27 protein-coding genes are annotated in these 24,462 nt (G+C 59.9%); 16 read left to right on the forward strand and 11 right to left on the reverse strand.

What is annotated here, in order from left to right; all coding sequences use genetic code 11:
• Positions 1-67: 67 nt before the first annotated feature.
• The 3 genes from QRN41_RS00910 to tldD all read left to right on the forward strand — a co-directional run bounded on the left by QRN41_RS00910 (position 68) and on the right by tldD (position 6,254).
• On the forward strand, positions 68-3,883 hold the full coding sequence (locus QRN41_RS00910; RefSeq protein ID WP_285421073.1) for a YhdP family protein: 3,816 nt from the start codon (positions 68-70) through the stop codon (positions 3,881-3,883).
• A 63-nt stretch (positions 3,884-3,946) separates the two neighbouring features.
• Positions 3,947-4,795, forward strand: a complete 849-nt coding sequence (locus tag QRN41_RS00915; RefSeq protein WP_167417302.1) for a carbon-nitrogen hydrolase family protein — start codon at positions 3,947-3,949, stop codon at positions 4,793-4,795.
• A 16-nt stretch (positions 4,796-4,811) separates the two neighbouring features.
• Positions 4,812-6,254 carry a metalloprotease TldD gene (gene tldD, locus QRN41_RS00920; protein ID WP_167417301.1) on the forward strand — a complete coding sequence of 481 codons (1,443 nt, stop codon included), beginning with the start codon at positions 4,812-4,814 and terminating at the stop codon, positions 6,252-6,254.
• 44 nt (positions 6,255-6,298) lie between these two features.
• Here tldD and yjgA read toward each other — a convergent pair whose 3' ends face one another.
• Positions 6,299-6,820: a ribosome biogenesis factor YjgA gene (gene yjgA, locus QRN41_RS00925; RefSeq protein WP_034095902.1), complete on the reverse strand. Its 522-nt coding sequence runs from the start codon at positions 6,818-6,820 to the stop codon at positions 6,299-6,301.
• A 108-nt stretch (positions 6,821-6,928) separates the two neighbouring features.
• On the opposite strand from yjgA, the gene pmbA reads away from it, so the two are divergent.
• From pmbA to QRN41_RS00955, 6 genes are all read left to right on the forward strand, one after another.
• Positions 6,929-8,275 (forward strand): metalloprotease PmbA, encoded by a 1,347-nt coding sequence (gene pmbA, locus QRN41_RS00930; RefSeq protein ID WP_034095903.1) that lies wholly within the window; start codon positions 6,929-6,931, stop codon positions 8,273-8,275.
• Positions 8,276-8,427: 152 nt separating this feature from the next.
• Positions 8,428-8,823 carry a hypothetical protein gene (locus QRN41_RS00935; RefSeq protein WP_034095904.1) on the forward strand — a complete coding sequence of 132 codons (396 nt, stop codon included), beginning with the start codon at positions 8,428-8,430 and terminating at the stop codon, positions 8,821-8,823.
• Positions 8,816-10,192, forward strand: a complete 1,377-nt coding sequence (locus QRN41_RS00940) for a class II fumarate hydratase (RefSeq protein ID WP_094065300.1) — start codon at positions 8,816-8,818, stop codon at positions 10,190-10,192. Before QRN41_RS00935 ends, QRN41_RS00940 begins: the two co-directional genes overlap by 8 nt.
• Positions 10,193-10,219: 27 nt before the next feature.
• Positions 10,220-10,648 carry a DUF2753 family protein gene (locus QRN41_RS00945; RefSeq protein ID WP_285421074.1) on the forward strand — a complete coding sequence of 143 codons (429 nt, stop codon included), beginning with the start codon at positions 10,220-10,222 and terminating at the stop codon, positions 10,646-10,648.
• Between the two features lies 1 nt (position 10,649).
• Positions 10,650-11,261 carry a superoxide dismutase gene (locus tag QRN41_RS00950; RefSeq protein ID WP_094065301.1) on the forward strand — a complete coding sequence of 204 codons (612 nt, stop codon included), beginning with the start codon at positions 10,650-10,652 and terminating at the stop codon, positions 11,259-11,261.
• Between the two features lie 33 nt (positions 11,262-11,294).
• Positions 11,295-12,188 carry a ZIP family metal transporter gene (locus tag QRN41_RS00955; RefSeq protein WP_285421075.1) on the forward strand — a complete coding sequence of 298 codons (894 nt, stop codon included), beginning with the start codon at positions 11,295-11,297 and terminating at the stop codon, positions 12,186-12,188.
• A gap of 12 nt (positions 12,189-12,200) precedes the next feature.
• Here the strand turns inward: QRN41_RS00955 and QRN41_RS00960 are convergent, their stop codons facing one another.
• From QRN41_RS00960 to QRN41_RS01005, 10 genes are all read right to left on the reverse strand, one after another.
• A complete protein-coding gene (locus QRN41_RS00960; RefSeq protein WP_034095909.1) occupies positions 12,201-12,473 on the reverse strand; it encodes an HPr family phosphocarrier protein in 273 nt (90 codons plus the stop codon).
• Positions 12,474-12,489: 16 nt separating this feature from the next.
• On the reverse strand, positions 12,490-13,347 hold the full coding sequence (rapZ, locus tag QRN41_RS00965; RefSeq protein ID WP_034095910.1) for an RNase adapter RapZ: 858 nt from the start codon (positions 13,345-13,347) through the stop codon (positions 12,490-12,492).
• A 2-nt stretch (positions 13,348-13,349) separates the two neighbouring features.
• On the reverse strand, positions 13,350-13,814 hold the full coding sequence (gene ptsN, locus QRN41_RS00970) for a PTS IIA-like nitrogen regulatory protein PtsN (protein ID WP_034095911.1): 465 nt from the start codon (positions 13,812-13,814) through the stop codon (positions 13,350-13,352).
• A 10-nt stretch (positions 13,815-13,824) separates the two neighbouring features.
• The gene (gene hpf, locus QRN41_RS00975; protein WP_034095912.1) at positions 13,825-14,130 is read right to left on the reverse strand and encodes a ribosome hibernation-promoting factor, HPF/YfiA family; all 306 of its coding nucleotides are present in this window, start codon (positions 14,128-14,130) and stop codon (positions 13,825-13,827) included.
• Between the two features lie 75 nt (positions 14,131-14,205).
• On the reverse strand, positions 14,206-15,699 hold the full coding sequence (locus QRN41_RS00980; protein ID WP_034111779.1) for an RNA polymerase factor sigma-54: 1,494 nt from the start codon (positions 15,697-15,699) through the stop codon (positions 14,206-14,208).
• A 192-nt stretch (positions 15,700-15,891) separates the two neighbouring features.
• On the reverse strand, positions 15,892-16,617 hold the full coding sequence (lptB, locus tag QRN41_RS00985) for an LPS export ABC transporter ATP-binding protein (RefSeq protein WP_094065304.1): 726 nt from the start codon (positions 16,615-16,617) through the stop codon (positions 15,892-15,894).
• Positions 16,617-17,150, reverse strand: a complete 534-nt coding sequence (gene lptA / locus QRN41_RS00990) for a lipopolysaccharide transport periplasmic protein LptA (RefSeq protein ID WP_034095915.1) — start codon at positions 17,148-17,150, stop codon at positions 16,617-16,619. Before lptA ends, lptB begins: the two co-directional genes overlap by 1 nt.
• Positions 17,137-17,709: an LPS export ABC transporter periplasmic protein LptC gene (gene lptC, locus QRN41_RS00995; protein WP_034095916.1), complete on the reverse strand. Its 573-nt coding sequence runs from the start codon at positions 17,707-17,709 to the stop codon at positions 17,137-17,139. Before lptC ends, lptA begins: the two co-directional genes overlap by 14 nt.
• Before the next feature lie 8 nt (positions 17,710-17,717).
• Entirely contained in the window at positions 17,718-18,242 is a 525-nt protein-coding gene (locus QRN41_RS01000; protein WP_034136989.1) for a KdsC family phosphatase, read from the reverse strand.
• The gene (locus QRN41_RS01005) at positions 18,243-19,217 is read right to left on the reverse strand and encodes a KpsF/GutQ family sugar-phosphate isomerase (RefSeq protein ID WP_094065306.1); all 975 of its coding nucleotides are present in this window, start codon (positions 19,215-19,217) and stop codon (positions 18,243-18,245) included. It abuts the gene before it with no gap.
• 300 nt (positions 19,218-19,517) lie between these two features.
• On the opposite strand from QRN41_RS01005, the gene QRN41_RS01010 reads away from it, so the two are divergent.
• From QRN41_RS01010 to murA, 7 genes are all read left to right on the forward strand, one after another.
• Complete coding sequence (locus tag QRN41_RS01010; protein WP_034095919.1) at positions 19,518-20,327, forward strand: ATP-binding cassette domain-containing protein; 810 nt, start codon at positions 19,518-19,520, stop codon at positions 20,325-20,327.
• A complete protein-coding gene (gene mlaE, locus QRN41_RS01015; RefSeq protein ID WP_167417298.1) occupies positions 20,327-21,124 on the forward strand; it encodes a lipid asymmetry maintenance ABC transporter permease subunit MlaE in 798 nt (265 codons plus the stop codon). Before QRN41_RS01010 ends, mlaE begins: the two co-directional genes overlap by 1 nt.
• Entirely contained in the window at positions 21,124-21,591 is a 468-nt protein-coding gene (mlaD, locus tag QRN41_RS01020) for an outer membrane lipid asymmetry maintenance protein MlaD (RefSeq protein WP_034136992.1), read from the forward strand. The genes mlaE and mlaD overlap by 1 nt, the downstream gene beginning before the upstream one ends.
• A gap of 11 nt (positions 21,592-21,602) precedes the next feature.
• A complete protein-coding gene (locus QRN41_RS01025) occupies positions 21,603-22,250 on the forward strand; it encodes an MlaC/ttg2D family ABC transporter substrate-binding protein (protein ID WP_034136993.1) in 648 nt (215 codons plus the stop codon).
• Positions 22,247-22,552 carry an STAS domain-containing protein gene (locus QRN41_RS01030; protein WP_167417297.1) on the forward strand — a complete coding sequence of 102 codons (306 nt, stop codon included), beginning with the start codon at positions 22,247-22,249 and terminating at the stop codon, positions 22,550-22,552. Before QRN41_RS01025 ends, QRN41_RS01030 begins: the two co-directional genes overlap by 4 nt.
• Before the next feature lie 114 nt (positions 22,553-22,666).
• Complete coding sequence (locus QRN41_RS01035; protein WP_034095924.1) at positions 22,667-22,906, forward strand: BolA family protein; 240 nt, start codon at positions 22,667-22,669, stop codon at positions 22,904-22,906.
• Positions 22,907-22,929: 23 nt separating this feature from the next.
• Complete coding sequence (murA, locus tag QRN41_RS01040; RefSeq protein ID WP_034095925.1) at positions 22,930-24,195, forward strand: UDP-N-acetylglucosamine 1-carboxyvinyltransferase; 1,266 nt, start codon at positions 22,930-22,932, stop codon at positions 24,193-24,195.
• Positions 24,196-24,462: the final 267 nt, after the last annotated feature.

Raw genomic sequence — 24,462 nt, forward strand, 5'->3', positions numbered from 1 at the left:
CGCTTCTTTTTAATGAGACCGGCGGCACTGACCTGCCGCCCGACTACTGCCTTGAGGGTCGCCTGACATGGAGCGTCTGACACGCTTTTTTGCCGCCTTGACCCGTTGGGGCCTGGGCCTGTGCGCCTTGCTGCTGGTGTTGGCGGCGGTGTACGTAAGCCTTGGACGTGAATTGACCCCGCTGGTGGCCGAATATCGCGCCGAGGTCCAGACCAAGGCCGAGGCCGCGCTGGGCATGCCCATGCACATCGGCAGCCTTGAAGGCCGCTGGAGCGGCTTCGCGCCCGTGCTGCTCGCCCATGACGTGATGGTGGGCGAGGGCAGCAGTGCCTTGCGCCTGGATCAGGTTGAAGTGGTGCCGGATATCTGGGCCAGCCTGACCGCCCGTGAAGTGCGAATCGCCCACCTGCAGCTCAGCGGGCTGCAACTGAGTGCCAAGGAAGACAAGGACGGCCACTGGGCCTTGCAGGGCTTGCCGCTACAGGATGATCAGCCCCTCGACCCGCAGCAACTGTTGACCCGCATGCAGATGGTCAAGCGTGTGTCGCTGCTCGACAGTCAGGTAACCTTGCAGCCGTTCGATCAGGCGCCGCTGACCCTGACTTACGTCGGTTTGAGCCTACACACCGGCATGACCCGCCAGCGCCTCGACGCGCGCCTGACCCTGCCCGACGGCCAACCGCTGGCCATGAGCCTGCGCAGCCGCATCCGCGCCAGCCAATGGAGGGATGCCGAGATCCAGGCGTACTTGAGCCTGCCTCAGAGCGACTGGGCCAAGTGGATTCCGGCTCGACTGACGCAGCAGTGGAAACTCACGCAATTGAAGGCCGGTGGCGAGTTCTGGCTGAACTGGGGCAACGGCACCGTGCAAAGCGCCGTCGCGCGCCTCAATTCGCCTCAGGTCAAAGGCAGCTACGCCGAGCGCAAGCCGGTACATATCGAAAACCTTGCCCTTACCGCGTATCTGCAACGTAGCGAGACAGGCCTCAAAGTACTGTTCGATTCGCTGGCGATGAGCCTGGGGGAAACCCGCTGGGAATCGCGCCTGCAATTGCAGCAGACCTTGGCCACCGATAAGGACCAGGAAGTCTGGAAACTACAGGCCGATCGGCTGGACCTGACCCCCATTACCCCGTTGCTCAACGCGCTGGCGCCGCTGCCGGAGGGTTTCGCCAAAACCGTCGAGCATCTCAAGGCGACTGGCTTGCTGCGTAATGTGCTGGTGGACTTCCGCCCCCAGGACAGCACCGATGAAAAAGTCAGTTTCGCCGCCAACCTCGAACGCGTGGGTTTCGATGCCTATTTCGGCGCGCCGGCCGCGCGCAATGTATCCGGCAGCATCAGCGGTAACCTGGGCCATGGCGAGCTACGCATGGACAGCAAGGATTTTTCCCTGCACCTGGACCCGATCTTCGCCAAGCCCTGGCAGTACATTCAGGCCAATGCGCGCCTCACGTGGACCCTGGACAAGCAAGGTTTCACCCTGATTGCGCCTTACATCAAGGTGCTGGGGGAGGAAGGCAAGATTGCCGCCGACTTCCTGATCCGCCTGCATTTCGACCACAGCCAGGAAGACTACATGGACCTGCGCGTCGGTCTGGTGGACGGTGATGGACGCTTTACCCCCAAATACCTGCCGGCGGTGTTGAGCCCGGCCCTGGATGAATGGCTGCGCACGGCGATTCTCAAGGGGGCGGTGGACGAAGGTTTCTTCCAGTACCAGGGCTCGCTGAACCACGATGCGGTGCGGGCGGCGCGCAATATCAGCCTGTTTTTCAAAGTGCATGATGCGGAGCTGGCCTTCCAGCCGGGCTGGCCTCATGTGAGCAAGGTCGATGGCGAGGTGTTCGTCGAGGAGAGCGGCGTGCGCATTCTGGCCAGCAAGGGCCAGTTGCTCGACACTCAGGTCAAGGACATCTACGTCAACATTCCCCACGCTCCGGCGGGCAAAGACAGCCACCTGCTGCTCACCGGCAATTTCGCCGGCGGCCTGGGCGACGGTTTGAAAATCCTGCAAGAGGCGCCGATCGGCACGGCGTCGACATTCGCCGGCTGGAAGGGCGAGGGCGATCTGCAAGGTAAGCTCGACCTGGACATCCCCCTGGCCAAAGGCACCGAGCCCAAGATCGTGGTGGATTTCCAGACCGACAAGGCACGCCTGCAGTTGGCCGAGCCAACCCTGGACCTGACGCAGCTCAAGGGCGATTTCCGTTTCGACAGCGCCAAGGGGCTCAGTGGTCAGAACATCTCCGCCCAGGCGTTTGAGCGGCCGGTCACCGCGCAGATCTTCGCCGATGGCAAACCGGGCAATATCAGCACCCGCGTGGTTGCCAAGGGCCAGGTCACGGTCAAGCGGCTGACCGACTGGTTGAAAATCACTCAGCCGTTGCCCGTGTCCGGCGATATCCCCTACCAGTTGCAACTCAATCTGGATGGAGCCGACAGCCAATTGATGGTCAGTTCCAACCTCAAAGGGGTGGCGGTGGACTTGCCGGCACCGTTCGGCATGCCGGCCAGTCAGGGGCGTGACAGCACATTCCGCATGACCTTACAGGGCGCCGAGCGGCGTTACTGGTTCGACTACGGCGAGCTGGCGAACTTCACCTTCGCCGCGCCGCCGGACAAGTTCAATGAGGGCCGCGGTGAGCTGTTCCTTGGTGACGGTGACGCGGTGCTGCCGGGTGGCAAGGGTTTACGAATTCGTGGCGTGCTCTCGGAGCTGGATATCGACCCTTGGAAAAAACTGGTCAATCAGTACGCCGGCAACGATCCAGGCGGCAGCGCCAAGCAACTACTGAGCAGTGCCGATTTCAAAATCGGCAAGCTCACCGGCCTGGGCACCCAGTTCGATCAGGTCAGTTTGCAATTGGACCGCAAACCCGCAGCCTGGGCCATGCAGCTCGACAGCCAGCAGGCCAAGGGCCGCGTGAGCTTGCCGGACGCCAAGGGCGCGCCGATTGTGGTCGACCTGCAGTACGTAAAACTGCCGGCCGTGGATCCGACCGTCCAGGCGGATGAAAATGCGCCGGACCCGTTGGCGAGCATCGATCCCAAGGATATTCCGGCGCTGGATATCAGCATCGATCAGTTGTTCCAGGGGCCTGACCTGATAGGGGCCTGGTCGCTGAAGATCCGGCCTACCGCCAAAGGCTTGGCCTTCAACAATCTGGATCTGGGCCTCAAGGGCATGCAGCTCAAAGGGGCAGGTGGTTGGGAAGGTGCGCCGGGCGATAGCAGCAGTTGGTACAAAGGTCGCCTGGACGGCAAAAACATTGCCGACGTGCTCAAGGGCTGGGGCTTTGCACCAACCGTGACCAGCGAGGACTTCCATCTGGATGTGGACGGTCGCTGGCCGGGGTCGCCGGCCTGGGTGGGGCCGAAGCGCTTCTCCGGCAGTCTGGACGCGACCTTCCGCAAAGGCCAGTTTGTCGAAGTGGAGGGCGGAGCCCAGGCCCTGCGAGTGTTTGGCTTGCTCAACTTCAACTCCATCGGCCGTCGACTGCGTCTGGACTTCTCCGACCTGCTCGGCAAGGGGTTGAGCTATGACCGCGTCAAAGGCCTGCTGGCGGCCAGCAATGGGGTATTCGTCACCCGTGAGCCGATCACCCTGACTGGGCCGTCGAGCAACCTGGAACTCAATGGCACGCTGGACCTGGTGGCCGATCGCGTCGACGCGAAGCTGCTGGTGACGTTACCGGTCACCAACAACCTTCCGATTGCCGCATTGATCGTCGGTGCGCCAGCGGTGGGCGGAGCCCTGTTCCTGATCGACAAGCTGATCGGCGACCGCGTGTCACGTTTCGCCAGTGTGCAATACAAGGTGGAAGGACCCTGGAAGGACCCCAAAATCACCTTTGACAAGCCATTCGAAAAACCAAACTGAGTCCCTGCGCAGTAGCATGGGGGCTCTTTTTTCCTGGTGCATGTCCATTGCGGAGTAGTCCCCATGTCCTTTGCGGTAATTCAAATGGTCAGCCAGAGCGACGTGCTGGCCAACCTGGCGCAGGCTCGGCGCCTGCTTGAGCAAGCGGCGGCGGGCGGGGCGAAACTGGCGGTTTTGCCGGAAAACTTCGCTGCCATGGGCCGTCGCGATGTGGCGGACATCGGTCGCGCCGAGGCACTGGGCGAAGGCCCGATCCTGCCATGGTTGAAACAAGCCGCCCGCGACCTCACCTTATGGATAGTGGCCGGTACGTTGCCGTTGCCGCCGGAGGGCCAACCGCAGGCCAAGTCCAACGCCTGCTCGCTGTTGATCGATGACCATGGCGAAATCGTTGCCCGTTACGACAAGCTGCATCTGTTCGATGTGGACGTTGCCGATGCGCGAGGTCGCTATCGCGAGTCCGACGACTATGCTTTTGGGAGCAACGTGGTGGTGGCGGACACGCCGGTGGGGCGCTTGGGCTTGTCGGTGTGTTATGACCTGCGCTTCCCGGAGCTGTACAGCGAATTGCGTGCAGCGGGGGCCGAACTGATTACCGCGCCGTCGGCGTTTACCGCAGTGACCGGCGCTGCGCATTGGGATGTGCTGATTAGGGCACGGGCCATCGAGACCCAATGCTACCTGCTCGCGGCGGCGCAGGGCGGTGTGCATCCGGGGCCACGGGAAACCTACGGCCACGCGGCGATTGTCGACCCGTGGGGACGGATGCTGGCACAACAGGATCAAGGCGAAGCGGTGCTGTTAGCCGCTCGCGACAGCAGTGAACAAGCGTCGATTCGGGCGCGCATGCCGGTGGTCAACCACCGGCGCTTTTTCTCGCAGGGCGCACAGCGGCCTGCTTCGGAACGATGAATTTAAGGCCAAATCTATGAGCGAGTTGTTGTCCTCAGTCAGTGAACACCTCCTGGCACCCGGTGGCGTGACCATCGAAAACTTGCAAACGGTGCTGGGTGATCTGGCCGGGCCGGGCATCGACGCGGCCGACCTGTATTTCCAGGGGCAGATTTCCGAGTCCTGGTCCCTGGAAGACGGCATCGTCAAGGAAGGCAGTTTCAACCTTGACCAAGGCGTGGGCGTGCGTGCGCAGTCCGGTGAAAAAACCGGCTTTGCCTACAGCAACGCCATTACTCTGGAAGCCCTGGGTCTGGCGGCTCGCGCGGCGCGCTCGATTTCCCGCGCCGGCCAGCATGGCACGGTGCAGGCGTTCAGCACTCAGGACGTAGCCCAGCTATACGCACCGGATAACCCTTTGGAAGTGATCAGCCGTGCCGAGAAGGTCGAGCTGCTCAAGCGTGTCGACGCCGCCACTCGCGCCCTCGACCCGCGTATCCAGCAGGTCAGCGTCAGCATGGCCGGTGTGTGGGAGCGCATATTGGTGGCGTCTACCGATGGCAGCCTGGCGGCGGATGTGCGGCCGCTGGTGCGCTTCAACGTCAGCGTGATCGTCGAGCAGAACGGCCGTCGCGAGCGCGGCGGCCATGGTGGTGGCGGGCGAACCGATTACCGTTATTTCCTCAATGAAGATCGTGCCATGGGCTATGCCCGTGAAGCACTGCGTCAGGCATTGGTGAATCTGGAAGCCATTCCGGCGCCAGCGGGCACGTTGCCAGTGGTGCTGGGGTCGGGTTGGTCCGGGGTGTTGCTTCACGAAGCGGTGGGCCACGGCCTGGAAGGCGACTTCAACCGCAAGGGCAGCTCGGCCTACAGCGGGCGCATGGGCGAGCGCGTGGCGTCCACACTGTGCACCATCGTCGACGACGGTACCCTCGCCGGTCGCCGTGGTTCGCTGAGCGTGGACGACGAAGGCACCCCCACGGAGTGCACCACCCTGATCGAAAACGGCGTGCTCAAGGGCTATATGCAGGACAAGCTCAACGCGCGTCTGATGGGGGTGGCGCGTACCGGTAACGGTCGGCGCGAATCCTATGCGCACCTGCCGATGCCGCGCATGACCAACACCTACATGCTCGCAGGCGAAAGCGACCCGGCGGAGATCATCGCCTCGGTCAAACGCGGCATCTACTGCGCCAACCTTGGCGGCGGCCAGGTGGATATCACCAGCGGTAAGTTCGTGTTTTCCACCAGCGAGGCGTATTTGATCGAGGACGGCAAAATCACCGCGCCGGTCAAAGGCGCCACGTTGATCGGCAACGGGCCGGAAGCCATGAGCAAGGTGTCCATGGTGGGTAACGATCTGTCCCTGGACAGCGGCGTGGGTACGTGCGGTAAAGATGGGCAGTCGGTGCCGGTGGGTGTCGGCCAGCCAACGCTGAAGATTGATGCGATCACCGTGGGGGGCACGGGTTCGTAAGCACGGGAGCTTCGGGTGGCGAGGCCGCCACCCGAGGAAGAGGATCAGCGCAGGCCGCGTTGAGTCTCGTCCAGCTCACGGATGTACTTGAAGATTTTACGGCTGGTGGCCGGCGCCTTGTTATGCGCCAGCTCGTGCTGGGCCTGACGGATCAGGGAGCGCAGTTGTTGGCGGTCCGCGTCCGGGTAGTCCAGCACGAACTTCTCCAGCACCGCGTCATCGCCCGTGATCAGGCGGTCACGCCAACGCTCCAGGTTATGGAAGCGTTCGTTGTACTGGCGAGTGGAGGCATCGGTTTGATCGAGCAAGGTGAGAATGGCGTCAATGTCCTGATCGCGCATCAGCTTGCCGATAAACGAGATATGCCGTTTGCGCGCGATATTCGAGGTGTGCTTGGGCGCATCCGCAAGCGCCCGGCGCATTTCGTCGGTCAGTGGCAATTTGGCAATCAAGTCTTTTTTGAGCGTTGTAAGGCGCTCGCCGAGGTCAACCAGAGCATGCAGCTCACGTTTGACCTGGGATTTGCTTTTCTCCCCATCGAGGGAGTCGTCGTAAGAATCAACCATGGTGGCAGTCCGCAAAGAAACGCCGCCATGATAACCAGTCGGGGGCCGCTTGTCCGGCCCGGTCGCTCGATGGCCTTAACCGAAAGCAGAATTTGAGTGGAGAAAACCATGAGTGCAGCCCAAAGCGTCGGTCCGCAAGCGTTACCGGCACTGCAGGAACAAGTCGAGCAGATTCTTGCCGAGGCCAAGCGCCAGGGGGCCAGTGCCTGTGAAGTCGCGGTGTCGCTGGAGCAGGGGCTGTCGACGTCGGTGCGTCAGCGGGAAGTGGAAACCGTTGAGTTCAATCGCGACCAAGGGTTTGGCATCACCTTGTATGTGGGGCAGCGCAAAGGTTCGGCGAGTACCTCGGCCAGTGGCGCGGAGGCTATCCGCGAGACGGTCGCCGCTGCATTGGCGATCGCCAAGCACACTTCCGAGGATGAAAGTTCGGGTCTGGCCGATAAAGCCCTGATGGCCAAGGATGTGAAGGACTTTGATCTGTTTCATGCCTGGGACATCACCCCGGAACAGGCCATCGAGCAGGCGCTGGTCTGTGAGGCCGCAGCGTTTGACGCCGATTCTCGGATCAAGAACGCCGATGGCACCACGCTCAATACCCACCAAGGCTGCCGTGTATACGGCAACAGCCACGGTTTTATCGGCGGTTACGCGTCCACTCGCCATAGTTTGAGCTGCGTGATGATCGCCGAGGCCAATGGCCAGATGCAGCGGGATTACTGGTATGACGTGAACCGTCAGGGCGAACTCCTGGCTGACCCTGTCAGCATCGGCCAGAAGGCCGCGCAGCGTGCCGCGAGCCGCCTGGGCGCGCGTCCGGTGCCGACCTGCGAAGTGCCGGTCCTGTTTTCTGCGGAACTGGCCGGCGGTTTGTTCGGCAGTTTCCTCGGGGCGATTTCCGGCGGCAATCTGTATCGCAAATCCTCGTTCCTGGAAGGGGCAATCGGCCAAACGCTGTTTCCAGAATGGCTGACCATCGATGAGCGCCCGCACTTGATGCGTGCCATGGGCAGCACCTCGTTCGACGGTGATGGCCTGGCGACCTATGCCAAGCCGTTCGTCGAGAAAGGCGAGTTGGTGTCCTATGTGCTGGGTACTTATTCCGGTCGCAAGCTCGGTTTGCCCAGCACCGCGAATGCGGGGGGCGTGCATAACCTGTTCGTGACCCACGGCGATGAAGATCAGGCGGCGCTGTTGCGGCGTATGGGCCGCGGCCTGCTGGTCACCGAGTTGATGGGCCATGGCCTGAACATGGTCACCGGTGACTATTCGCGCGGCGCGGCGGGGTTCTGGGTGGAGAACGGCGAGATTCAGTTTGCCGTCCAGGAAGTCACCATTGCTGGCAATATGCGTGACATGTTCAAGCAAATCATTGCGGTGGGAAATGACGTAGAGCGGCGCAGCAACATCCACACCGGTTCGGTATTGATTGAGCGGATGACTGTCGCCGGCAGCTGATCCTTCCGACTGACCGCCCACAAAAAAGGCGCGCCATCTCACAGATGGCGCGCCTTTTTTGTGGGCGGCTGAAAAGTCGACTTAACGCTCAAGCTTGTTTTGATTCTCAATATCATTTAATAATAAATATCATTATCGAGCGAGCGTGGATCATGAATTCTGTCCTGCACGAGGATCCTTACCTGGAAAGTTGGCGCTGGATGAGCCGTCAGATCCGCTGCGGTCTGGACCCCAACGAGCCGCGGCTGATCGAACATTACCTCAGCGAGGGTCGATACCTGGCGTGCTGCACGGCAACGCACCCGTGGACCATCGCTGAAACCTCGTTTCGCCTGTTGATCGACACCGCCAGTGATATCGCCTTGCCCTGGCACTGGCGATCACTGTGTCTGGATCAAGCCTGGCGCCCGTTGCGCGACCTGGAAAAACTCTCTCATTGCGCCTGTCGCCTCAAGCGCTGGCAGGCCTTTGCCTGGCAGTTGGCAACGTGCCAGTTGCTGCCGTCCCTTTCTGTTTCTGACCTGGTGCAAGGATCTTCCGATGAGTAACACCCGTATCGAACGCGACAGCATGGGCGAACTGCATGTCCCCGCCGACGCCCTGTATGGCGCCCAGACCCAACGCGCGGTGAACAATTTCCCGATCAGCCATCAGCCAATGCCCGCGCAGTTCATTCGCGCGCTGATCCTGGCCAAAGCGGCGGCTGCCAAGGTGAACGTGGAGCTCAAGCAAATCAGCGAAGGGCAGGGCAAGGCCATCGTCGATGCCGCCCAGGGTTTGCTGGAAGGCGATTACATGCGCCATTTCCCGGTGGATATCTTCCAGACCGGCTCTGGCACCAGCTCCAATATGAATGCCAATGAAGTGATTGCAACCTTGGCCAGCCGGTTGCTGGGCGAGGCGGTCAACCCCAATGACCATGTGAACTGTGGCCAGAGCAGCAACGACATCATTCCCACCACTATCCATGTGAGTGCCGCACTGGTCCTGCATGAGCAAACACTGCCGGCCCTGCTGCATCTGGTGCAGGTGATCGAACACAAGGCTGAAGAGGTTCACCCCTTTATCAAGACCGGCCGTACGCACCTGATGGACGCTATGCCCGTGCGCATGAGCCAGGTACTCAACGGTTGGGCGCAGCAACTCAAGGCCAATATCGGCCACTTGCAGGATTTGCTGCCCAGCCTGCAAGCCTTGGCCCAAGGCGGGACTGCGGTGGGCACTGGCATCAACGCGCATCCGCAATTCGCGGCGCGCTTCAGCCAGCAACTCAGTAGCCTGACCGGCGTTAAGTTCACGCCGGGCAAGGACCTGTTTGCATTGATTGGCTCCCAGGACACCGCCGTCGCCGTTTCAGGCCAGTTGAAAGCCACTGCGGTGTCGCTGATGAAAATCGCCAATGACCTGCGCTGGATGAACTCCGGTCCACTGGCAGGTCTGGGTGAGATCGAGTTGGAGGGGCTGCAACCGGGCTCGTCGATCATGCCGGGCAAGGTCAATCCGGTGATTCCGGAAGCGACCGCCATGGTCGCAGCGCAGGTGATCGGCAATGACGCCGTGATCACCGTCGCCGGTCAGTCCGGCAATTTCGAGTTGAACGTTATGTTGCCGGTCATTGCCCAGAACCTGCTCAATAGCCTGCAACTGCTGGCCAACTCCAGCCGCCTGCTGGCCGATAAAGCCATCGCCAGCTTCAAGGTCAACGAAGCCAAGCTCAACGAGGCGTTATCGCGCAATCCCATTCTGGTGACGGCGCTCAACCCGATCATCGGTTACCAGAAAGCCGCTGAAATCGCCAAGAAGGCCTATCAGCAGGGGCGTCCGGTGCTCGATGTGGCGCTTGAACACACCGATTTGCCGCGCAGCCAATTGGAAACGCTGTTGGACCCGGAAAAACTCACCGCCGGCGGCGTGTAATCACCCGCCCTGCTTTGGAGGCTCACCATGGAGCACTGGAAACGCACGATCGAACGGGCTAATCGATGCTTCATGCAGGGCGAATGGGTGGACGCGCGCGAGGCGTATCTGCAGGCCCTTGCCCTGGCCCAGGTGCTGTTCGAACGCTGGGCGGATGCCGACGAGGCCGTGGCAGCCTGCGTGATTTCCCATCACAACCTCGCGGACCTGCACCTGCGCCTCAACCAGCCGGAAGAAAGCGCGGAGTACTTGTGCGCCATTCACCAACGCTTGCTGCAGACCATGCAGGACCCACGCCTCATCCCGCAACTGCGTGAGGCCGCAGCGCGCCAGAGCAGCAAAACCTACGTTGAACTGTTGAATTTCATCAGCGAGCACGGCGAGTACCCGCGTACCCATCGCTTGCTCGGAGGTGCCGCAGCCCAACCGACCACGCCTCACTACGGAGCACACTGATATGGCTTACACCTTGCCTGCCTTGCCTTATGCCTATGATGCCCTGGAGCCGCACATTGATGCGCAAACCATGGAAATTCACTACACCAAGCACCATCAGACTTACATCAATAACCTCAATGCAGCGGTGCAAAGCACTGAGTTCGCTGATTGGCCGGTCGAAAAACTGGTCGCCAGCGTACAACAACTGCCGGAAAAACTGCGTGGGGCTGTGATCAACCAAGGGGGCGGGCACGCCAACCATTCTTTGTTCTGGGAAGTGATGTCGCCCCAGGGCGGCGGCAAACCGGAGGGTGTGCTGGGTCAGGCAATTGACCAGCAGTTGGGCGGTTTCGAGCGTTTCAAAGAGGCGTTTACCAAAGCGGCGCTGACCCGCTTCGGCAGTGGCTGGGCCTGGTTGAGCGTCACCCCGCAGAAGACGCTGGTGGTGGAAAGCAGCGGCAATCAGGACAGCCCGCTGATGAATGGCAACACGCCGATCCTTGGCCTGGACGTCTGGGAGCACGCGTATTACCTGCGCTATCAGAACCGCCGCCCGGAATACATCAATGCCTTCTACAGTGTTATCAACTGGCCAGAAGTCGCCGCCCGCTATCAGGCTGCCATGGCTTGATGCGTCTCTCCATGACAAACACTAAGGCCGACTATGGGCACTGACACTCTGGCGATCGGCAGCGTGCGATTGTTTCGTTATGCATTTGGCTCGCTGCTGCTGTTGGCAGGTACTGCATTGCTGGTGGCCCATGGTCTGGCCTGGCTCGACTTGGAACCGCGCATCCTGCGGGCGCTGCAGGGTGGTTCGATTTGCGCCCTGGGCACTGCACTGGGCGCGGTGCCGGTATTGGTGATAAAGCGCATGCCGGCTGCCTTGAACGATACGTTGCTAGGCTTCGGGGCGGGTGTGATGCTGGCTGCCACCGCGTTTTCGCTGGTGGTGCCGGGCATCGCGGCAGCTGAAAGCCTTGGGCTTTCGCCCTGGGGGGCCAGTGGCCTGGTCAGCTTCGGGATCATGCTGGGGGCATTCGGGCTTTATTTGGTTGACCGCAAGGTCTCAGGCGCCAGCCCGGAAATGCTGGTGGGTACGCCGGAGCAACCGGTGATTGCGCCACGCATCTGGCTATTTGTGTTTGCGATCATCGCCCACAACATTCCGGAAGGCATGGCGGTGGGCGTATCGGCGGGGGGCGGTATGCCGGATGCCGATAGCCTGGCCATGGGCATTGCTTTGCAGGATGTGCCCGAAGGCCTGGTGATTGCGTTGGTGCTGGCGGGTGCGGGCATGTCGCGGGTCAAGGCCTTTATGATCGGCGCCGCGTCGGGGTTGGTCGAACCCGTATTTGCCGTGCTCTGCGCCTGGCTGGTAAGCCTGGCGGAAATGCTGCTGCCCCTTGGGCTGGCGCTGGCCGCTGGGGCGATGCTGCTGGTGGTCACTCACGAAGTGATCCCGGAGTCGCGGCGCAATGGCCACGAAAAGCTAGCCAGCTTGGGCCTATGTATCGGATTTTGCGTGATGATGGCGATGGATACCGCGTTGGGATAAAGCGCCGGGAGGTTATTCCCCTTCGTCGAAGAAGTTGTTGATCAACTCCACCAAGGCGTCCATTGCCTCTTTTTCTTGATCGCCTTCGGTCTCCAGGTGAATCGTAGTGCCCTTGCCGGCCGCCAGCATCATCATCGCCATGATGCTTTTGCCATCAACCATCGACTCCGGCGTGCGTCCTGCGCGGATCTTGCAGGGGTATTTTCCAGCAACGCCGACAAATTTTGCCGAGGCTCGGGCGTGGAGGCCCAGCTTGTTGATGATTTCAATTTCACGAGCGGGCATCGCGTGAGTGTTCCTTTCAGCTGAGGTCGCGGTGGCGAACCTGGACGTTCTTGAGGGTTTGTTGCAGCACCTGACCCAAGCGCTCCGTCAGGTAAACCGAGCGGTGATGGCCGCCGGTGCAGCCGATGGCGATGGTCACATAGGCTCGGTTGCTTGCGGCAAAACGTGGCAGCCACTTGAGCAGGTAAGTGGAGATGTCCTGGAACATCTCCTCCACATCCGGTTGCGCCGCCAGGTAATCAGCGACCGGCTGATCCAGCCCGGACTGATCACGCAATTCCGGCTTCCAGTAAGGGTTCGGCAGGCAACGCACATCGAACACCAGATCGGCGTCTACCGGCATGCCGCGCTTGAACCCGAAGGACTCCACCAGAAAGGCCGTACCAGGCTCCGGCTGGTTCAGCAGCCGCAGCTTGATGGCATCGCGCAGTTGATACAGGTTGAGGCTGGTGGTGTTGATCTTCAGGTCGGCCAGATCGATGATCGGCCCCAGCAGCTTGGTCTCGTCCTCAATCGCTTCGGCAAGGGAGCGGTGGGGGCTGCTGAGCGGGTGGCGCCGCCGGGTTTCGGAGAAGCGCTTGAGCAGGGTCTCCTCGTCGGCATCCAGGTACAGCACATCGCAGTGAATATGCTTGGCGCGCACTTCCTCCAACAGCTCAGGGAACCGGGAAAGGTGGCTGGGCAAGTTGCGGGCATCGATCGACACGGCAACCAGCGGCTGCGCTAGCTCAGTGTGGATCAGTGCGCGTTCGGCCAGTTCCGGCAGCAACCCGGCGGGCAGGTTGTCGATGCAATAAAAGCCACTGTCCTCCAGAACATTCAGGGCAGTACTTTTACCAGAGCCGGAGCGGCCACTGACGATGATCAAACGCATGATTACTTCTCGTTTTGTTCATCCAGAACAACCTGATAGAGCGCTTCATTGCTGCTGGCGCTGCGTAGTCTGTTACGTACTTCCTTGCGATCAAGCATGCTGGCGATCTGCCGAAGCAGCTCCAGATGCGCATCGGTGGCAGCTTCCGGGACCAGCAGGACAAACAGCAGGTCGACCGGTGCGCCGTCGATGGCGTCGAAATCGATGGGGGCTTCCAGATGTATCAGAGCGCTTATCGGATCTGCGCAGCCTTTGAGGCGGCAGTGTGGAATCGCGATGCCGTTACCAAAACCGGTGGAGCCCAGTTTTTCACGGGCGACGAGCGCCTCGAAGACATCTTGCATCTCCAGATCCGGCACTTCGCGGGCGATCAGGTTGGCAATTTGTTCGAGGGCTTTTTTCTTGCTGCCGCCCGGCACGTTCACGAGGGAACGGCCGGGGGTCAGGATAGTTTCAAGTCGGATCATGGGGGGAGAGTTAACGACCTGTACCTTGCATCAGGTGCAGATTCTTTTCCTTATGCTTTATGAGTTGGCGGTCGAGCTTTTCGTACAGCGAGTCAATCGCGGCATACATGTCGTCATGTTCGGCATTGGCGACGACTTTGGCATTCGGTATGTGCAGGGTGGCCTCGATTTTCTGCTTGAGCTTATCGACCTCCATGATGACCTGCACATTGGTAATTTTGTCGAAATGCCCCGCAAGCTTGTTCAGCTTGCTCTCGGTGTACTCACGCAGGGGCTTGGTGACTTCCAGCTGGTGTCCACTGATGTTGACTTGCATACAGCTTCTCCTTCGTTGCCAGTGCATAAAGCGGCAGGCCGGGATGCCTGCCACTGGAACGCTATGGCCCGCCCGTCACATCAAACGCTTACGCTCGCTGGAAGGCGCGATCCCAAGGGATTCGCGATATTTGGCGACGGTTCGACGGGCGACCTGAATGCCTTGTGCCTCCAGTAAACCAGCGATCTTGCTGTCACTCAACGGCTTTTTCTGATTTTCCGCGGCAACCAGTTTTTTGATGATCGCGCGGATCGCCGTGGACGAGCATTCGCCGCCTTCGGAAGTGCTGACATGGCTGGAGAAAAAGTATTTCAGCTCATAAATACCCCGTGGGGTATGCATGAATTTCTGCGTGGTCACCCGTGAAATTGTCGACTCGTGCATGCCGACCGCCTCGGCGATGTCATGCAGCACCAGCGGTTTCATCGCTTCGTCGCCGTATTCCAGGAAGCCGCGCTGATGCTCGACGATCTGGGTGGCGACTTTCATTAGGGTTTCATTGCGGCTTTGCAGGCTCTTGATGAACCAGCGCGCTTCTTGCAGCTGATTGCGCATGAAGGTGTTATCGGCGCTGGTATCGGCGCGGCGCACGAACCCGGCATATTGCGGATTGACGCGCAGGCGCGGCACCGATTCCTGATTCAGCTCCACCAGCCAGCGCTCGTTGTCCTTGCGTACGATAACGTCCGGGACAACGTATTCGGCTTCGCTGGACTCGATCTGCGAGCCTGGGCGAGGGTTGAGGCTTTGCACCAGCTCGATGACCTGGCGCAGCTCGTCTTCCTTGAGCTTCATGCGTCGCATCAGTTGGCTGTAGTCGCGGCTGCCCAGCAGATCGATGTAATCGGTGACCAAACGCTGGGCTTCGCTGAGCCAAGGGGTCTTGGCGGGCAACTGACGCAATTGCAGCAGCAGGCACTCGCTGAGGCTGCGGGCGCCAATGCCGGCAGGCTCGAACTGCTGGATGCGGTGCAGGACGGCTTCGATTTCGTCCAGCTCGATATCCAGTTCCGGGTCGAAGGCCTCAAGGATCTCCTCAAGGGTTTCGTCCAGATAGCCCTGGTTGTTGATGCAGTCGATCAGGGTCACGGCGATCAGCCGATCGGTGTCCGACATCGGCGCCAGGTTCAACTGCCACAACAGGTGGCTTTGCAGGCTTTCGCCGGCGGACGTCCGGGTGGTGAAATCCCACTCGTCATCGTCGCTGCTGGGCAGGCTGCTGGCGCTGGTCTGGTAGACGTCTTCCCAGGCAGTGTCCACGGGAAGCTCGTTGGGAATACGCTCGTTCCATTCACCTTCCTCCAGGTTATCCACCGTCGGGGCGGTTTCCTGATAGGAGGGTTCCTGCACATCGGAGTTGGGTTTTTGCTCGATGTTGTCAGCCAACGGATCTGCATTATCGAAGTCGTCGCCTTCTTCCTGGCGTTCGAGCATCGGATTGGACTCCAGAGCTTCCTGGATCTCCTGTTGCAGGTCCAAGGTCGACAATTGGAGCAGGCGGATGGCCTGTTGCAGCTGCGGTGTCATCGTCAGCTGCTGGCCCATTCTCAGGACTAGCGATGGTTTCATGGCAGGGGCTTAACACCTTATTCGCCGGCGCAATGCGCCATCCACGACAGGGCGCGTGAGCGCCAAACATAAGCAAATTATATGCCTGATATCGGGGGCTTTGCCTAGAGCGCGGTAACAATAAAAATCCAGAGGCTTTCATTGCATCCGCGCACCAGGCTAACGTCCTGCCAACGCCTTGTTAAAGGCTGTTTACAGGCGGAACTCGTGGCCCAGGTACACTTCCTTGACCAGTTCGTTGGCCAGGATGGTGGCGGCATCGCCTTCGGCGATCAGTTGACCATCGTTGACGATATAGGCGGTTTCGCAGATATCGAGGGTCTCACGTACGTTATGGTCGGTAATCAATACCCCGATGCCCTTGGCCTTGAGGTGATGGATGATCTGTTTGATATCGCCAACCGAAATAGGGTCGACGCCGGCAAACGGTTCGTCCAGCAAGATGAACTTGGGCGCGGTGGCCAGTGCGCGAGCAATTTCCACGCGACGACGCTCACCACCGGACAGGCTCATGCCAAGGTTGTCGCGAATGTGGTTGATGTGGAATTCCTGCAGCAGGCTTTCCAGCTCCGCGCGACGGCCATCGCGGTCAAGCTCCTTGCGAGTCTCCAGGATCGCCATGATGTTGTCGGCGACCGAGAGTTTGCGGAAGATCGACGCTTCTTGCGGAAGATAGCCGATACCGGCGCGGGCGCGACCGTGCATCGGTTGGTGGCTGACGTCCAGATCGTCAATCAGCACGCGGCCTTGGTCCGCTTGAACCAGGCCGACGATCATGTAGAAACAGGTGGTCTTGCCGGCACCGTTGGGGCCGAGCAAGCCGACGATCTGGCCGCTGTCGATCGACAGGCTGACATCGCGCACAACCTGACGGCTTTTATAGGCCTTGGCCAGATGCTGGGCTTTCAGGGTTGCCATTACTCGGCCTTCTTCTTCGGCTGGATAACCATGTCGATGCGTGGGCGCGGTGCGCTGACCTTGGTGCCGTTGGCGCGGCCCGCCTGGGCGACCTGAGTCTTGGTGTTGTACACGATCTTCTCGCCTTCGGTGGAGTTACCGTCGGCGCTCAGCACCTTGGCCTGATCGATCAGCACAATGCGGTTCTGCTGCGCATGATACTGGATGGTCTTGCCATAGCCCTTCATCGGGCCTGGATCTTCTGCCTTTTGCTTCTGTTCGAAGTAGGCAAGGTTGCCCACCGACGTCACCACGTCGATGTCGCCTGCCGGGGTGCGCGTCAGAGTTACCGTGTTGCCGGTGATCTTCATCGAGCCCTGGATAATGATCACGTCGCCCTTGTAAGTGGCAACGCCTTGCTTGTCATCCAGCTGAGCATCGTCAGCCTGGATGCGGATAGGCTGCTCGCTATCGTTCGGCAGAGCCCAGGCGCTCACGCTTCCCAGTGCTGCGCCAAGACCGAGCAAAATCGGGAGAGTTTTAACGAGCCTCATACTGTCCTCTTACGTTCGATAGCAGGTGTATCCTGCTTTCTTTCAAATACGCTTTCATTCCCTTGCCAGTCGATACACCGCCAGCGCCGTCGATTCTAACGTCTTGCTCGGTCTGCGCATATTGCTTCTGTGGGAATACGGTCATGCGACTGCTGGTAATAATGGTGTCGCGGTTCTGCGCATCGGTACGCGCGACGCGCACCGAGTCGATCAGTTCGACTTCGGTGCCGTCGGGGTTCACCTCGCCACGCTTGCTAGTGACGTGCCACGGAAACTCCGTGCCGCGATACAGGTTCAAGTCCGGATTGGTCAGTAGGGTCACCTCGCTGGCCTTCAAATGTTCGACTTTGTCCGAGGTCATTTCGTATTGCACCTTGCCATCGGGCAGGAACTGCACGCTGTAGGCGTTGGTGGCGTAATAGTCGATAGCCCCATCGTCGACCTGCGCCACAGGTCGGTCGAGAAACCGCTCCGGGCTGATATTCCAGTAGCCCACCGCCAGGAACAGCGCGGCGATGACTCCGAATAACAGGAAGTTGCGAATCTTTTTGCTCAGCATAAAACGCTCTATAGGTAGGCGGCGTGGGCCGCTTCAAGACGGTCTTGGGCGCGCAGTATCAGCTCGCAGAATTCGCGGGCGGCACCTTCGCCGCCACGGGCAGTGGTGATGCCATGAGCGTGCTCGCGAACGAACGCCGCCGCGTTGGCCACCGCCATGCCCAGCCCGACCCGGCGGATCACCGGCAAGTCGGGCAGGTCGTCACCGAGGTAGGCGACCTGTTCATAGCTTAGGTTGAGTTGGCCCAACAGTTCGTCCAGAACCACCAGTTTATCCTCGCGGCCCTGATACAGGTGAGCAATCCCCAGGTTTTGCGCGCGACGTTCCACCACTGGAGTCTTGCGACCGCTGATAATGGCGGTCTGTACCCCGGCCGCCATCAGCATCTTGATGCCTTGGCCGTCCAGCGTGTTGAATGTTTTAAATTCGCTGCCATCTTCCAGGAAATACAAGCGGCCGTCGGTCAGCACGCCGTCAACGTCGAAGACGGCCAACTTGATGTGCTTGCCGCGCTGCAACAGGTCGTTGCTCATTTACATCACTCCCGCACGCAACAAGTCGTGCATGTTCAAGGCGCCGATCGGGCGGTCGTCACTATTGACCACCACCAGCGCGCCTATTTTGTGGTCTTCCATGATCTTCAGCGCTTCGGCTGCCAGCATGTCAGGGCGCGCGGTCTTGCCATGGGGCGTCATCACCGCATCGATGGTGGCGGTATGGATATCGATGGTGCGGTCCAGGGTCCGACGCAAATCACCGTCGGTGAATACGCCGGCCAGGCGGCCATCGGCTTCGAGGATCACCGTCATGCCCAGGCCCTTGCGGGTCATTTCCATCAATGCGTCCTTGAGCAGAGTGCCGCGTTGGACGTGGGGCAGTTCATCGCCCGAATGCATGACGTTCTCGACCTTCAACAGCAGGCGACGGCCCAGCGCACCACCCGGGTGGGAAAACGCGAAGTCCTCGGCGGTAAACCCGCGGGCTTCCAGCAGCGCCACAGCCAGGGCATCACCCATGACCAGCGCGGCAGTGGTGGAGGAGGTCGGGGCCAGGTTCAGTGGGCAGGCTTCGTGGGCTACATGCACGTTCAGATTGACTTCGGCAGCCCTCGCCAGGGTCGATTCGGGGTTGCCGGTGATGCTGATCATCTGGATGCCCAGGCGTTTGATCAACGGCAACAGCGTCACGATTTCGTTGGTGGTGCCTGAATTAGATAGGGCCAGGATGATGTCATCCTTGGTGATCATGCCCATGTCACCGTGGCTGGCTTCGGCCGGATGCACGAAAAACGCCGTGGTGCCGGTGCTGGCCAGGGTGGCGGCGATCTTGTTGCCGACATGGCCGGATTTGCCCATGCCCACCACGACAACGCGACCCTTGCTGGCCAGAATCATCTCGCAGGCGCGTACGAAATCCGCGTCGATATGGGCCAGCAAACCTTCTACGGCTTCAAGCTCGAGGCGGATAGTGCGTTGTGCGGATTGAATAAGGTCGCTGGATTGGCTCATGTCTGAAATCGTATAGCCTGACGAAAAGTCGGCGATTATAGCGGTAATGTTCAATTCCCTCACGCAAGTTCGTCAGGGTTTGTTCGGTAGTCGCCTGAGATTCATGCTCAGCAACGTTTTTTCCTGGCCCCGAAACTGAACTGGCGCTGTTCCGGCCTTGGGGGCGTTGTACCAGCAGTGATATAGTTCGCGGCCAGTTCGGTCCGCTCAGTCCCTGTGGCTATCTATATTGCGCAGCCGTTGCAAACGTTTGTCGCATAGATGGTGTCTGAGTGAGAAGCTGCATCCCAAGGAGTTTAGATGAGTGCCGATAACGCCTACGCGGTCGAGCTGAAGGGACTGACCTTCAAGCGCGGGACGCGCAGCATCTTCAATAACGTCGATATTCGCATTCCCCGCGGCAAGGTCACCGGCATCATGGGGCCTTCCGGTTGCGGCAAGACCACCCTGTTGCGTTTGATGGGCATGCAATTGCGCCCGAACGCCGGTGAGGTGTGGGTCAACGGCCAGAACCTGCCGACGCTGTCGCGCAGCGATCTGTTCGATGCGCGCAAGCACATGGGCGTGTTGTTCCAGAGTGGGGCACTGTTCACCGACCTCGATGTTTTCGAGAACGTGGCGTTTCCGCTGCGGGTGCATACGCAACTGTCCGATGAAATGATCCGTGACATTGTTTTGTTGAAGCTCCAGGCCGTGGGCCTGCGCGGCGCCATCGACCTGATGCCTGACGAGCTGTCCGGGGGCATGAAGCGTCGCGTCGCACTGGCGCGCGCCATTGCCCTTGATCCCCAGATCCTTATGTACGACGAGCCCTTTGTTGGTCAGGACCCGATCGCCATGGGGGTGCTGGTGCGCCTGATCCGTCTGCTCAACGATGCATTGGGGATCACCAGTATCGTGGTCTCCCACGACCTGGCGGAAACCGCGAGCATCGCCGACTACCTGTACGTCGTCGGCGATGGTCAGGTGCTGGGGCAGGGCACGCCTGAGGAATTGATGAATGCCGACAACCCGCGCATTCGCCAATTCATGACCGGCGATCCCGACGGCCCCGTGCCTTTTCACTTTCCGGCGGCGGACTACCGCGCAGATCTTCTGGGGAAGCGCTGATGCGCAAGACATCTCTTATCGAAAAGGTTCGCCTTTTCGGTCGCTCGGGCATCGACATCGTCGAAGTGCTGGGTCGCTCGACGATTTTTCTATTTCACGCGTTACTGGGCCGCGGCGGCATTGGTGGCGGTTTTGGTCTGTTGATCAAGCAGTTGCACGCAGTGGGTGTGATGTCCCTGGTGATCATCGTGGTCTCCGGGGTGTTCATCGGCATGGTATTGGCGTTGCAAGGCTTCAATATCCTGTCCAGTTACGGCTCGGAGCAGGCGGTGGGGCAGATGGTGGCCCTGACACTGTTGCGCGAGCTGGGGCCGGTGGTTACGGCATTGCTGTTCGCCGGGCGCGCGGGTTCCGCGCTGACTGCCGAAATCGGCAATATGAAGTCCACCGAGCAGTTGTCCAGCCTGGAAATGATCGGCGTGGACCCGCTCAAATACATTGTTGCCCCGCGCCTGTGGGCTGGCTTCATTTCTCTTCCATTGCTGGCGATGATCTTCAGCGTGGTAGGCATCTGGGGCGGTTCATGGGTCGCAGTGGACTGGCTGGGCGTCTATGACGGCTCCTACTGGGCCAACATGCAGAACAGCGTGACCTTCAACGGTGACGTGCTCAACGGCATCATTAAGAGCATCGTATTTGCCTTTGTAGTGACCTGGATCGCCGTATTCCAAGGCTATGACTGTGAACCCACCTCAGAAGGGATCAGTCGCGCCACCACCAAGACCGTTGTGTACGCCTCGCTGGCGGTACTGGGCCTTGACTTCATTTTGACCGCCTTGATGTTTGGAGATTTCTGATGCAAAACCGCACTGTGGAAATCGGTGTCGGCCTTTTCTTACTGGCTGGCATCCTGGCTTTACTGTTGCTGGCCCTGCGGGTCAGCGGCCTGTCGGCCAGCCCTACCGCCGACACATATAAACTTTACGCATATTTCGACAATATCGCCGGTTTGACTGTCAGAGCCAAGGTGACCATGGCCGGCGTGACGATCGGCAAGGTCACGGCAATCGATCTGGATCGTGACAGTTTCACGGGGCGAGTGACGATGCAGTTGGATAAGAAGGTCGATAATCTGCCGACCGACTCCACTGCGTCCATCCTCACCGCGGGTCTGCTGGGCGAGAAATACATCGGTATCAGCGTGGGCGGTGACACAGAGCTGCTCAAGGATGGTTCGACCATCCACGACACGCAGTCGTCGCTGGTACTCGAAGACCTGATCGGTAAATTCCTGCTCAATACGGTCAATAAAGACGCCAAATGAGGAATCTGTACATGATCTCTACCTTGCGACGTGGCCTTCTGGTGCTGCTTGCAGCGTTGCCTTTGATGGCTAACGCGGCGGGTTCTGCGCACGATCTGGTGCAGGACACGACCAACAAAATGTTGGCTGACCTGACGGCTAACAAAGAACAGTACAAGCAAGACCCGAGTAAGTTTTACGACGCACTCAATTCTATTGTTGGTCCGGTGGTGGATGCTGAAGGCATCTCCCGCAGCATCATGACGGTCAAGTATTCGCGTAAGGCGACGCCTGAGCAGATGCAGCGCTTCCAGGAAAACTTCAAGCGCGGCCTGTTTCAGTTCTATGGCAACGCATTGCTTGAGTACAACAACCAGGGCATTACCGTTGCGCCAGCCGGCGACGAATCGGGTAATCGCACCAGCGTCAATATGAGCGTCAAAGGCAACAACGGCGCGATCTACCCGGTGCAATACACCCTGGAGAAGATCCAAGGCGAGTGGAAGCTGCGTAACGTGATCATCAACGGCATCAATATCGGCAAGCTGTTCCGTGATCAGTTCGCCGATGCGATGCAGCGCAATGGCAATGACCTGGACAAGACCATCAATGGCTGGGCCGGGGAAGTCGCCAAGGCCAAGGAAACATCCGACAAAGAAGCCGGGAAGACTGTGCAATGATCGAGTCGGCTGTTCGTCTTGGCGATGCTGGCGAGCTGTTTCTCAGCGGCGTGCTGGATTACCGCACCGGGCCTGACCTGCGCAAGCAGGGCCAGGCACTGATCAAGACCAGTACCGCGCCCACGCTGGTGCTGGATTGCTCGGCAGTGACCAAGTCCAGCAGCGTCGGCTTATCGTTGTTGCTGTGCTTCATGCGCGATGCCGAGGCGGCCAAGAAGTCGGTCAGCATTCGGGCGTTACCCGACGACATGCGCGAAATTGCCGAAGTTTCTGGTCTGACCGAGCTGTTGGCGCATCCTTAATACACATTTTCAAGCAAGCCCCCCGTCAGAGTCCTGCTATGCGGGGTTCGCAGGCGCGGGGCTTTTTTGTATGATGTGCGACCCGCGCGCACTGGGCGCCGATAGAGGTTGAGCATGCAGGCCCTAGAAGTTAAGAGCTTCCTTGAAGGAAAGCTGCCGAATACTGAGGTTGTAGTTGAAGGCGAAGGCTGCAATTTCCAGCTGAACGTGATTAGCGATGAACTGGCGGCATTGAGCCCGGTCAAGCGTCAGCAGCAGATCTATGCCCATTTGAACCCGTGGATCACCGATGGCAGCATCCATGCGGTCACTATGAAATTTTTCAGCCGCGCGGCCTGGGCCGAGCGCACCTGAGCCCCCAAGGCGTCGAGATTCTTATGGATAAATTGATTATTACCGGCGGTGCCCGCCTTGATGGCGAGATCCGCATCTCCGGTGCGAAAAACTCCGCCTTGCCGATTCTGGCTGCGACCCTGTTGTGCGATGGCCCGGTGACCGTGGCCAACCTGCCGCATCTGCACGACATCACCACCATGATCGAGCTGTTCGGTCGCATGGGCATCGAGCCGGTGATTGACGAGAAACTGGCTGTCGAAATCGACCCGCGTACCATCAAAACCCTGATCGCTCCGTACGAATTGGTGAAAACCATGCGTGCATCGATCCTGGTGCTGGGCCCGATGGTTGCCCGTTTCGGCGAAGCCGAAGTGGCACTGCCTGGCGGTTGCGCCATTGGCTCGCGTCCGGTGGACCTGCACATCCGTGGTCTGGAAGCGATGGGCGCGATCATCGACGTCGAAGGCGGCTACATCAAGGCCAAGGCACCTGAAGGCGGCCTGCGTGGCGCGAACTTCTTCTTCGATACCGTCAGCGTGACCGGTACTGAGAACATCATGATGGCCGCTGCCCTGGCCAACGGCCGCAGCGTGCTGCAAAACGCCGCCCGCGAGCCGGAAGTAGTCGACCTGGCTAACTTCCTGAACGCCATGGGGGCGAAGGTTTCCGGCGCTGGCACCGACACCATCACCATTGATGGCGTGGAGCGTCTGCACACCGCAACCTACAAGGTTATGCCTGACCGCATCGAGACCGGCACCTACTTGGTCGCCGCCGCCGTCACCGGTGGTCGCGTCAAAGTCAAGGATACCGATCCGACCATCTTGGAAGCGGTCCTGGAAAAACTCCGTGAAGCCGGTGCCGAAATCACCTGCGGCGAAGACTGGATCGAACTGGACATGCACGGCAAGCGGCCAAAAGCCGTCAACGTGCGTACCGCTCCGTACCCGGCGTTCCCGACCGACATGCAGGCGCAGTTCATTTCCTTGAACGCGATTGCCGAAGGCACCGGTGCCGTGATCGAGACCATCTTCGAAAACCGCTTCATGCACGTATACGAGCTGCACCGCATGGGCGCGAAGATCCAGGTTGAAGGCAACACTGCCATCGTGACCGGGATCGACAAGCTCAAGGGCGCGCCAGTGATGGCCACCGACCTGCGTGCCTCGGCCAGCCTGGTGATCTCCGCGTTGTGTGCGGACGGTGACACCTTGATCGACCGCATCTACCACATAGACCGCGGTTACGAGTGCATCGAAGAAAAACTGCAGATGCTCGGCGCAAAAATTCGCCGCGTACCGGGCTAGTCCTGGAACTGAAAACACCGCCACTGTAGTGAGCGGGCTTGCTGTGGTGAGTGGGCTTGCTGTGGTGAGCGGGCTTGCCCCGCGCTGGACTGCGCAGCAGTCCCCGCTTTGGGGTCGCTACGCAACCCAGCGCCGGGCATACCCGCTCGCTACAGACGGTGTTAGCTTGCGATATGCTGAGTTTGTTTCAAATCGAGGCTGTCATGGCCTCGATCTGTGTCTGGCGCCGTTTGCGACCGGACAGCAATAGCCTGATGAAGGATTGAC

This window comes from Pseudomonas sp. efr-133-TYG-23 (genome assembly GCF_030209215.1).
Classification (GTDB): domain Bacteria; phylum Pseudomonadota; class Gammaproteobacteria; order Pseudomonadales; family Pseudomonadaceae; genus Aquipseudomonas; species Aquipseudomonas rhodesiae.

Bases quoted from the DNA above. Each gene is read 5' to 3' on its own strand.
- QRN41_RS00910 (WP_285421073.1), top strand. From the start codon at position 68: ATGGAGCGTCTGACACGCTTTTTTGCCGCCTTGACCCGTTGGGGCCTG.
- QRN41_RS00915 (WP_167417302.1), top strand. From the start codon at position 3,947: ATGTCCTTTGCGGTAATTCAAATGGTCAGCCAGAGCGACGTGCTGGCC.
- tldD (WP_167417301.1), top strand. From the start codon at position 4,812: ATGAGCGAGTTGTTGTCCTCAGTCAGTGAACACCTCCTGGCACCCGGT.
- yjgA (WP_034095902.1), bottom strand. From the start codon at position 6,820: ATGGTTGATTCTTACGACGACTCCCTCGATGGGGAGAAAAGCAAATCC.
- pmbA (WP_034095903.1), top strand. From the start codon at position 6,929: ATGAGTGCAGCCCAAAGCGTCGGTCCGCAAGCGTTACCGGCACTGCAG.
- QRN41_RS00935 (WP_034095904.1), top strand. From the start codon at position 8,428: ATGAATTCTGTCCTGCACGAGGATCCTTACCTGGAAAGTTGGCGCTGG.
- QRN41_RS00940 (WP_094065300.1), top strand. From the start codon at position 8,816: ATGAGTAACACCCGTATCGAACGCGACAGCATGGGCGAACTGCATGTC.
- QRN41_RS00945 (WP_285421074.1), top strand. From the start codon at position 10,220: ATGGAGCACTGGAAACGCACGATCGAACGGGCTAATCGATGCTTCATG.
- QRN41_RS00950 (WP_094065301.1), top strand. From the start codon at position 10,650: ATGGCTTACACCTTGCCTGCCTTGCCTTATGCCTATGATGCCCTGGAG.
- QRN41_RS00955 (WP_285421075.1), top strand. From the start codon at position 11,295: ATGGGCACTGACACTCTGGCGATCGGCAGCGTGCGATTGTTTCGTTAT.
- QRN41_RS00960 (WP_034095909.1), bottom strand. From the start codon at position 12,473: ATGCCCGCTCGTGAAATTGAAATCATCAACAAGCTGGGCCTCCACGCC.
- rapZ (WP_034095910.1), bottom strand. From the start codon at position 13,347: ATGCGTTTGATCATCGTCAGTGGCCGCTCCGGCTCTGGTAAAAGTACT.
- ptsN (WP_034095911.1), bottom strand. From the start codon at position 13,814: ATGATCCGACTTGAAACTATCCTGACCCCCGGCCGTTCCCTCGTGAAC.
- hpf (WP_034095912.1), bottom strand. From the start codon at position 14,130: ATGCAAGTCAACATCAGTGGACACCAGCTGGAAGTCACCAAGCCCCTG.
- QRN41_RS00980 (WP_034111779.1), bottom strand. From the start codon at position 15,699: ATGAAACCATCGCTAGTCCTGAGAATGGGCCAGCAGCTGACGATGACA.
- lptB (WP_094065304.1), bottom strand. From the start codon at position 16,617: ATGGCAACCCTGAAAGCCCAGCATCTGGCCAAGGCCTATAAAAGCCGT.
- lptA (WP_034095915.1), bottom strand. From the start codon at position 17,150: ATGAGGCTCGTTAAAACTCTCCCGATTTTGCTCGGTCTTGGCGCAGCA.
- lptC (WP_034095916.1), bottom strand. From the start codon at position 17,709: ATGCTGAGCAAAAAGATTCGCAACTTCCTGTTATTCGGAGTCATCGCC.
- QRN41_RS01000 (WP_034136989.1), bottom strand. From the start codon at position 18,242: ATGAGCAACGACCTGTTGCAGCGCGGCAAGCACATCAAGTTGGCCGTC.
- QRN41_RS01005 (WP_094065306.1), bottom strand. From the start codon at position 19,217: ATGAGCCAATCCAGCGACCTTATTCAATCCGCACAACGCACTATCCGC.
- QRN41_RS01010 (WP_034095919.1), top strand. From the start codon at position 19,518: ATGAGTGCCGATAACGCCTACGCGGTCGAGCTGAAGGGACTGACCTTC.
- mlaE (WP_167417298.1), top strand. From the start codon at position 20,327: ATGCGCAAGACATCTCTTATCGAAAAGGTTCGCCTTTTCGGTCGCTCG.
- mlaD (WP_034136992.1), top strand. From the start codon at position 21,124: ATGCAAAACCGCACTGTGGAAATCGGTGTCGGCCTTTTCTTACTGGCT.
- QRN41_RS01025 (WP_034136993.1), top strand. From the start codon at position 21,603: ATGATCTCTACCTTGCGACGTGGCCTTCTGGTGCTGCTTGCAGCGTTG.
- QRN41_RS01030 (WP_167417297.1), top strand. From the start codon at position 22,247: ATGATCGAGTCGGCTGTTCGTCTTGGCGATGCTGGCGAGCTGTTTCTC.
- QRN41_RS01035 (WP_034095924.1), top strand. From the start codon at position 22,667: ATGCAGGCCCTAGAAGTTAAGAGCTTCCTTGAAGGAAAGCTGCCGAAT.
- murA (WP_034095925.1), top strand. From the start codon at position 22,930: ATGGATAAATTGATTATTACCGGCGGTGCCCGCCTTGATGGCGAGATC.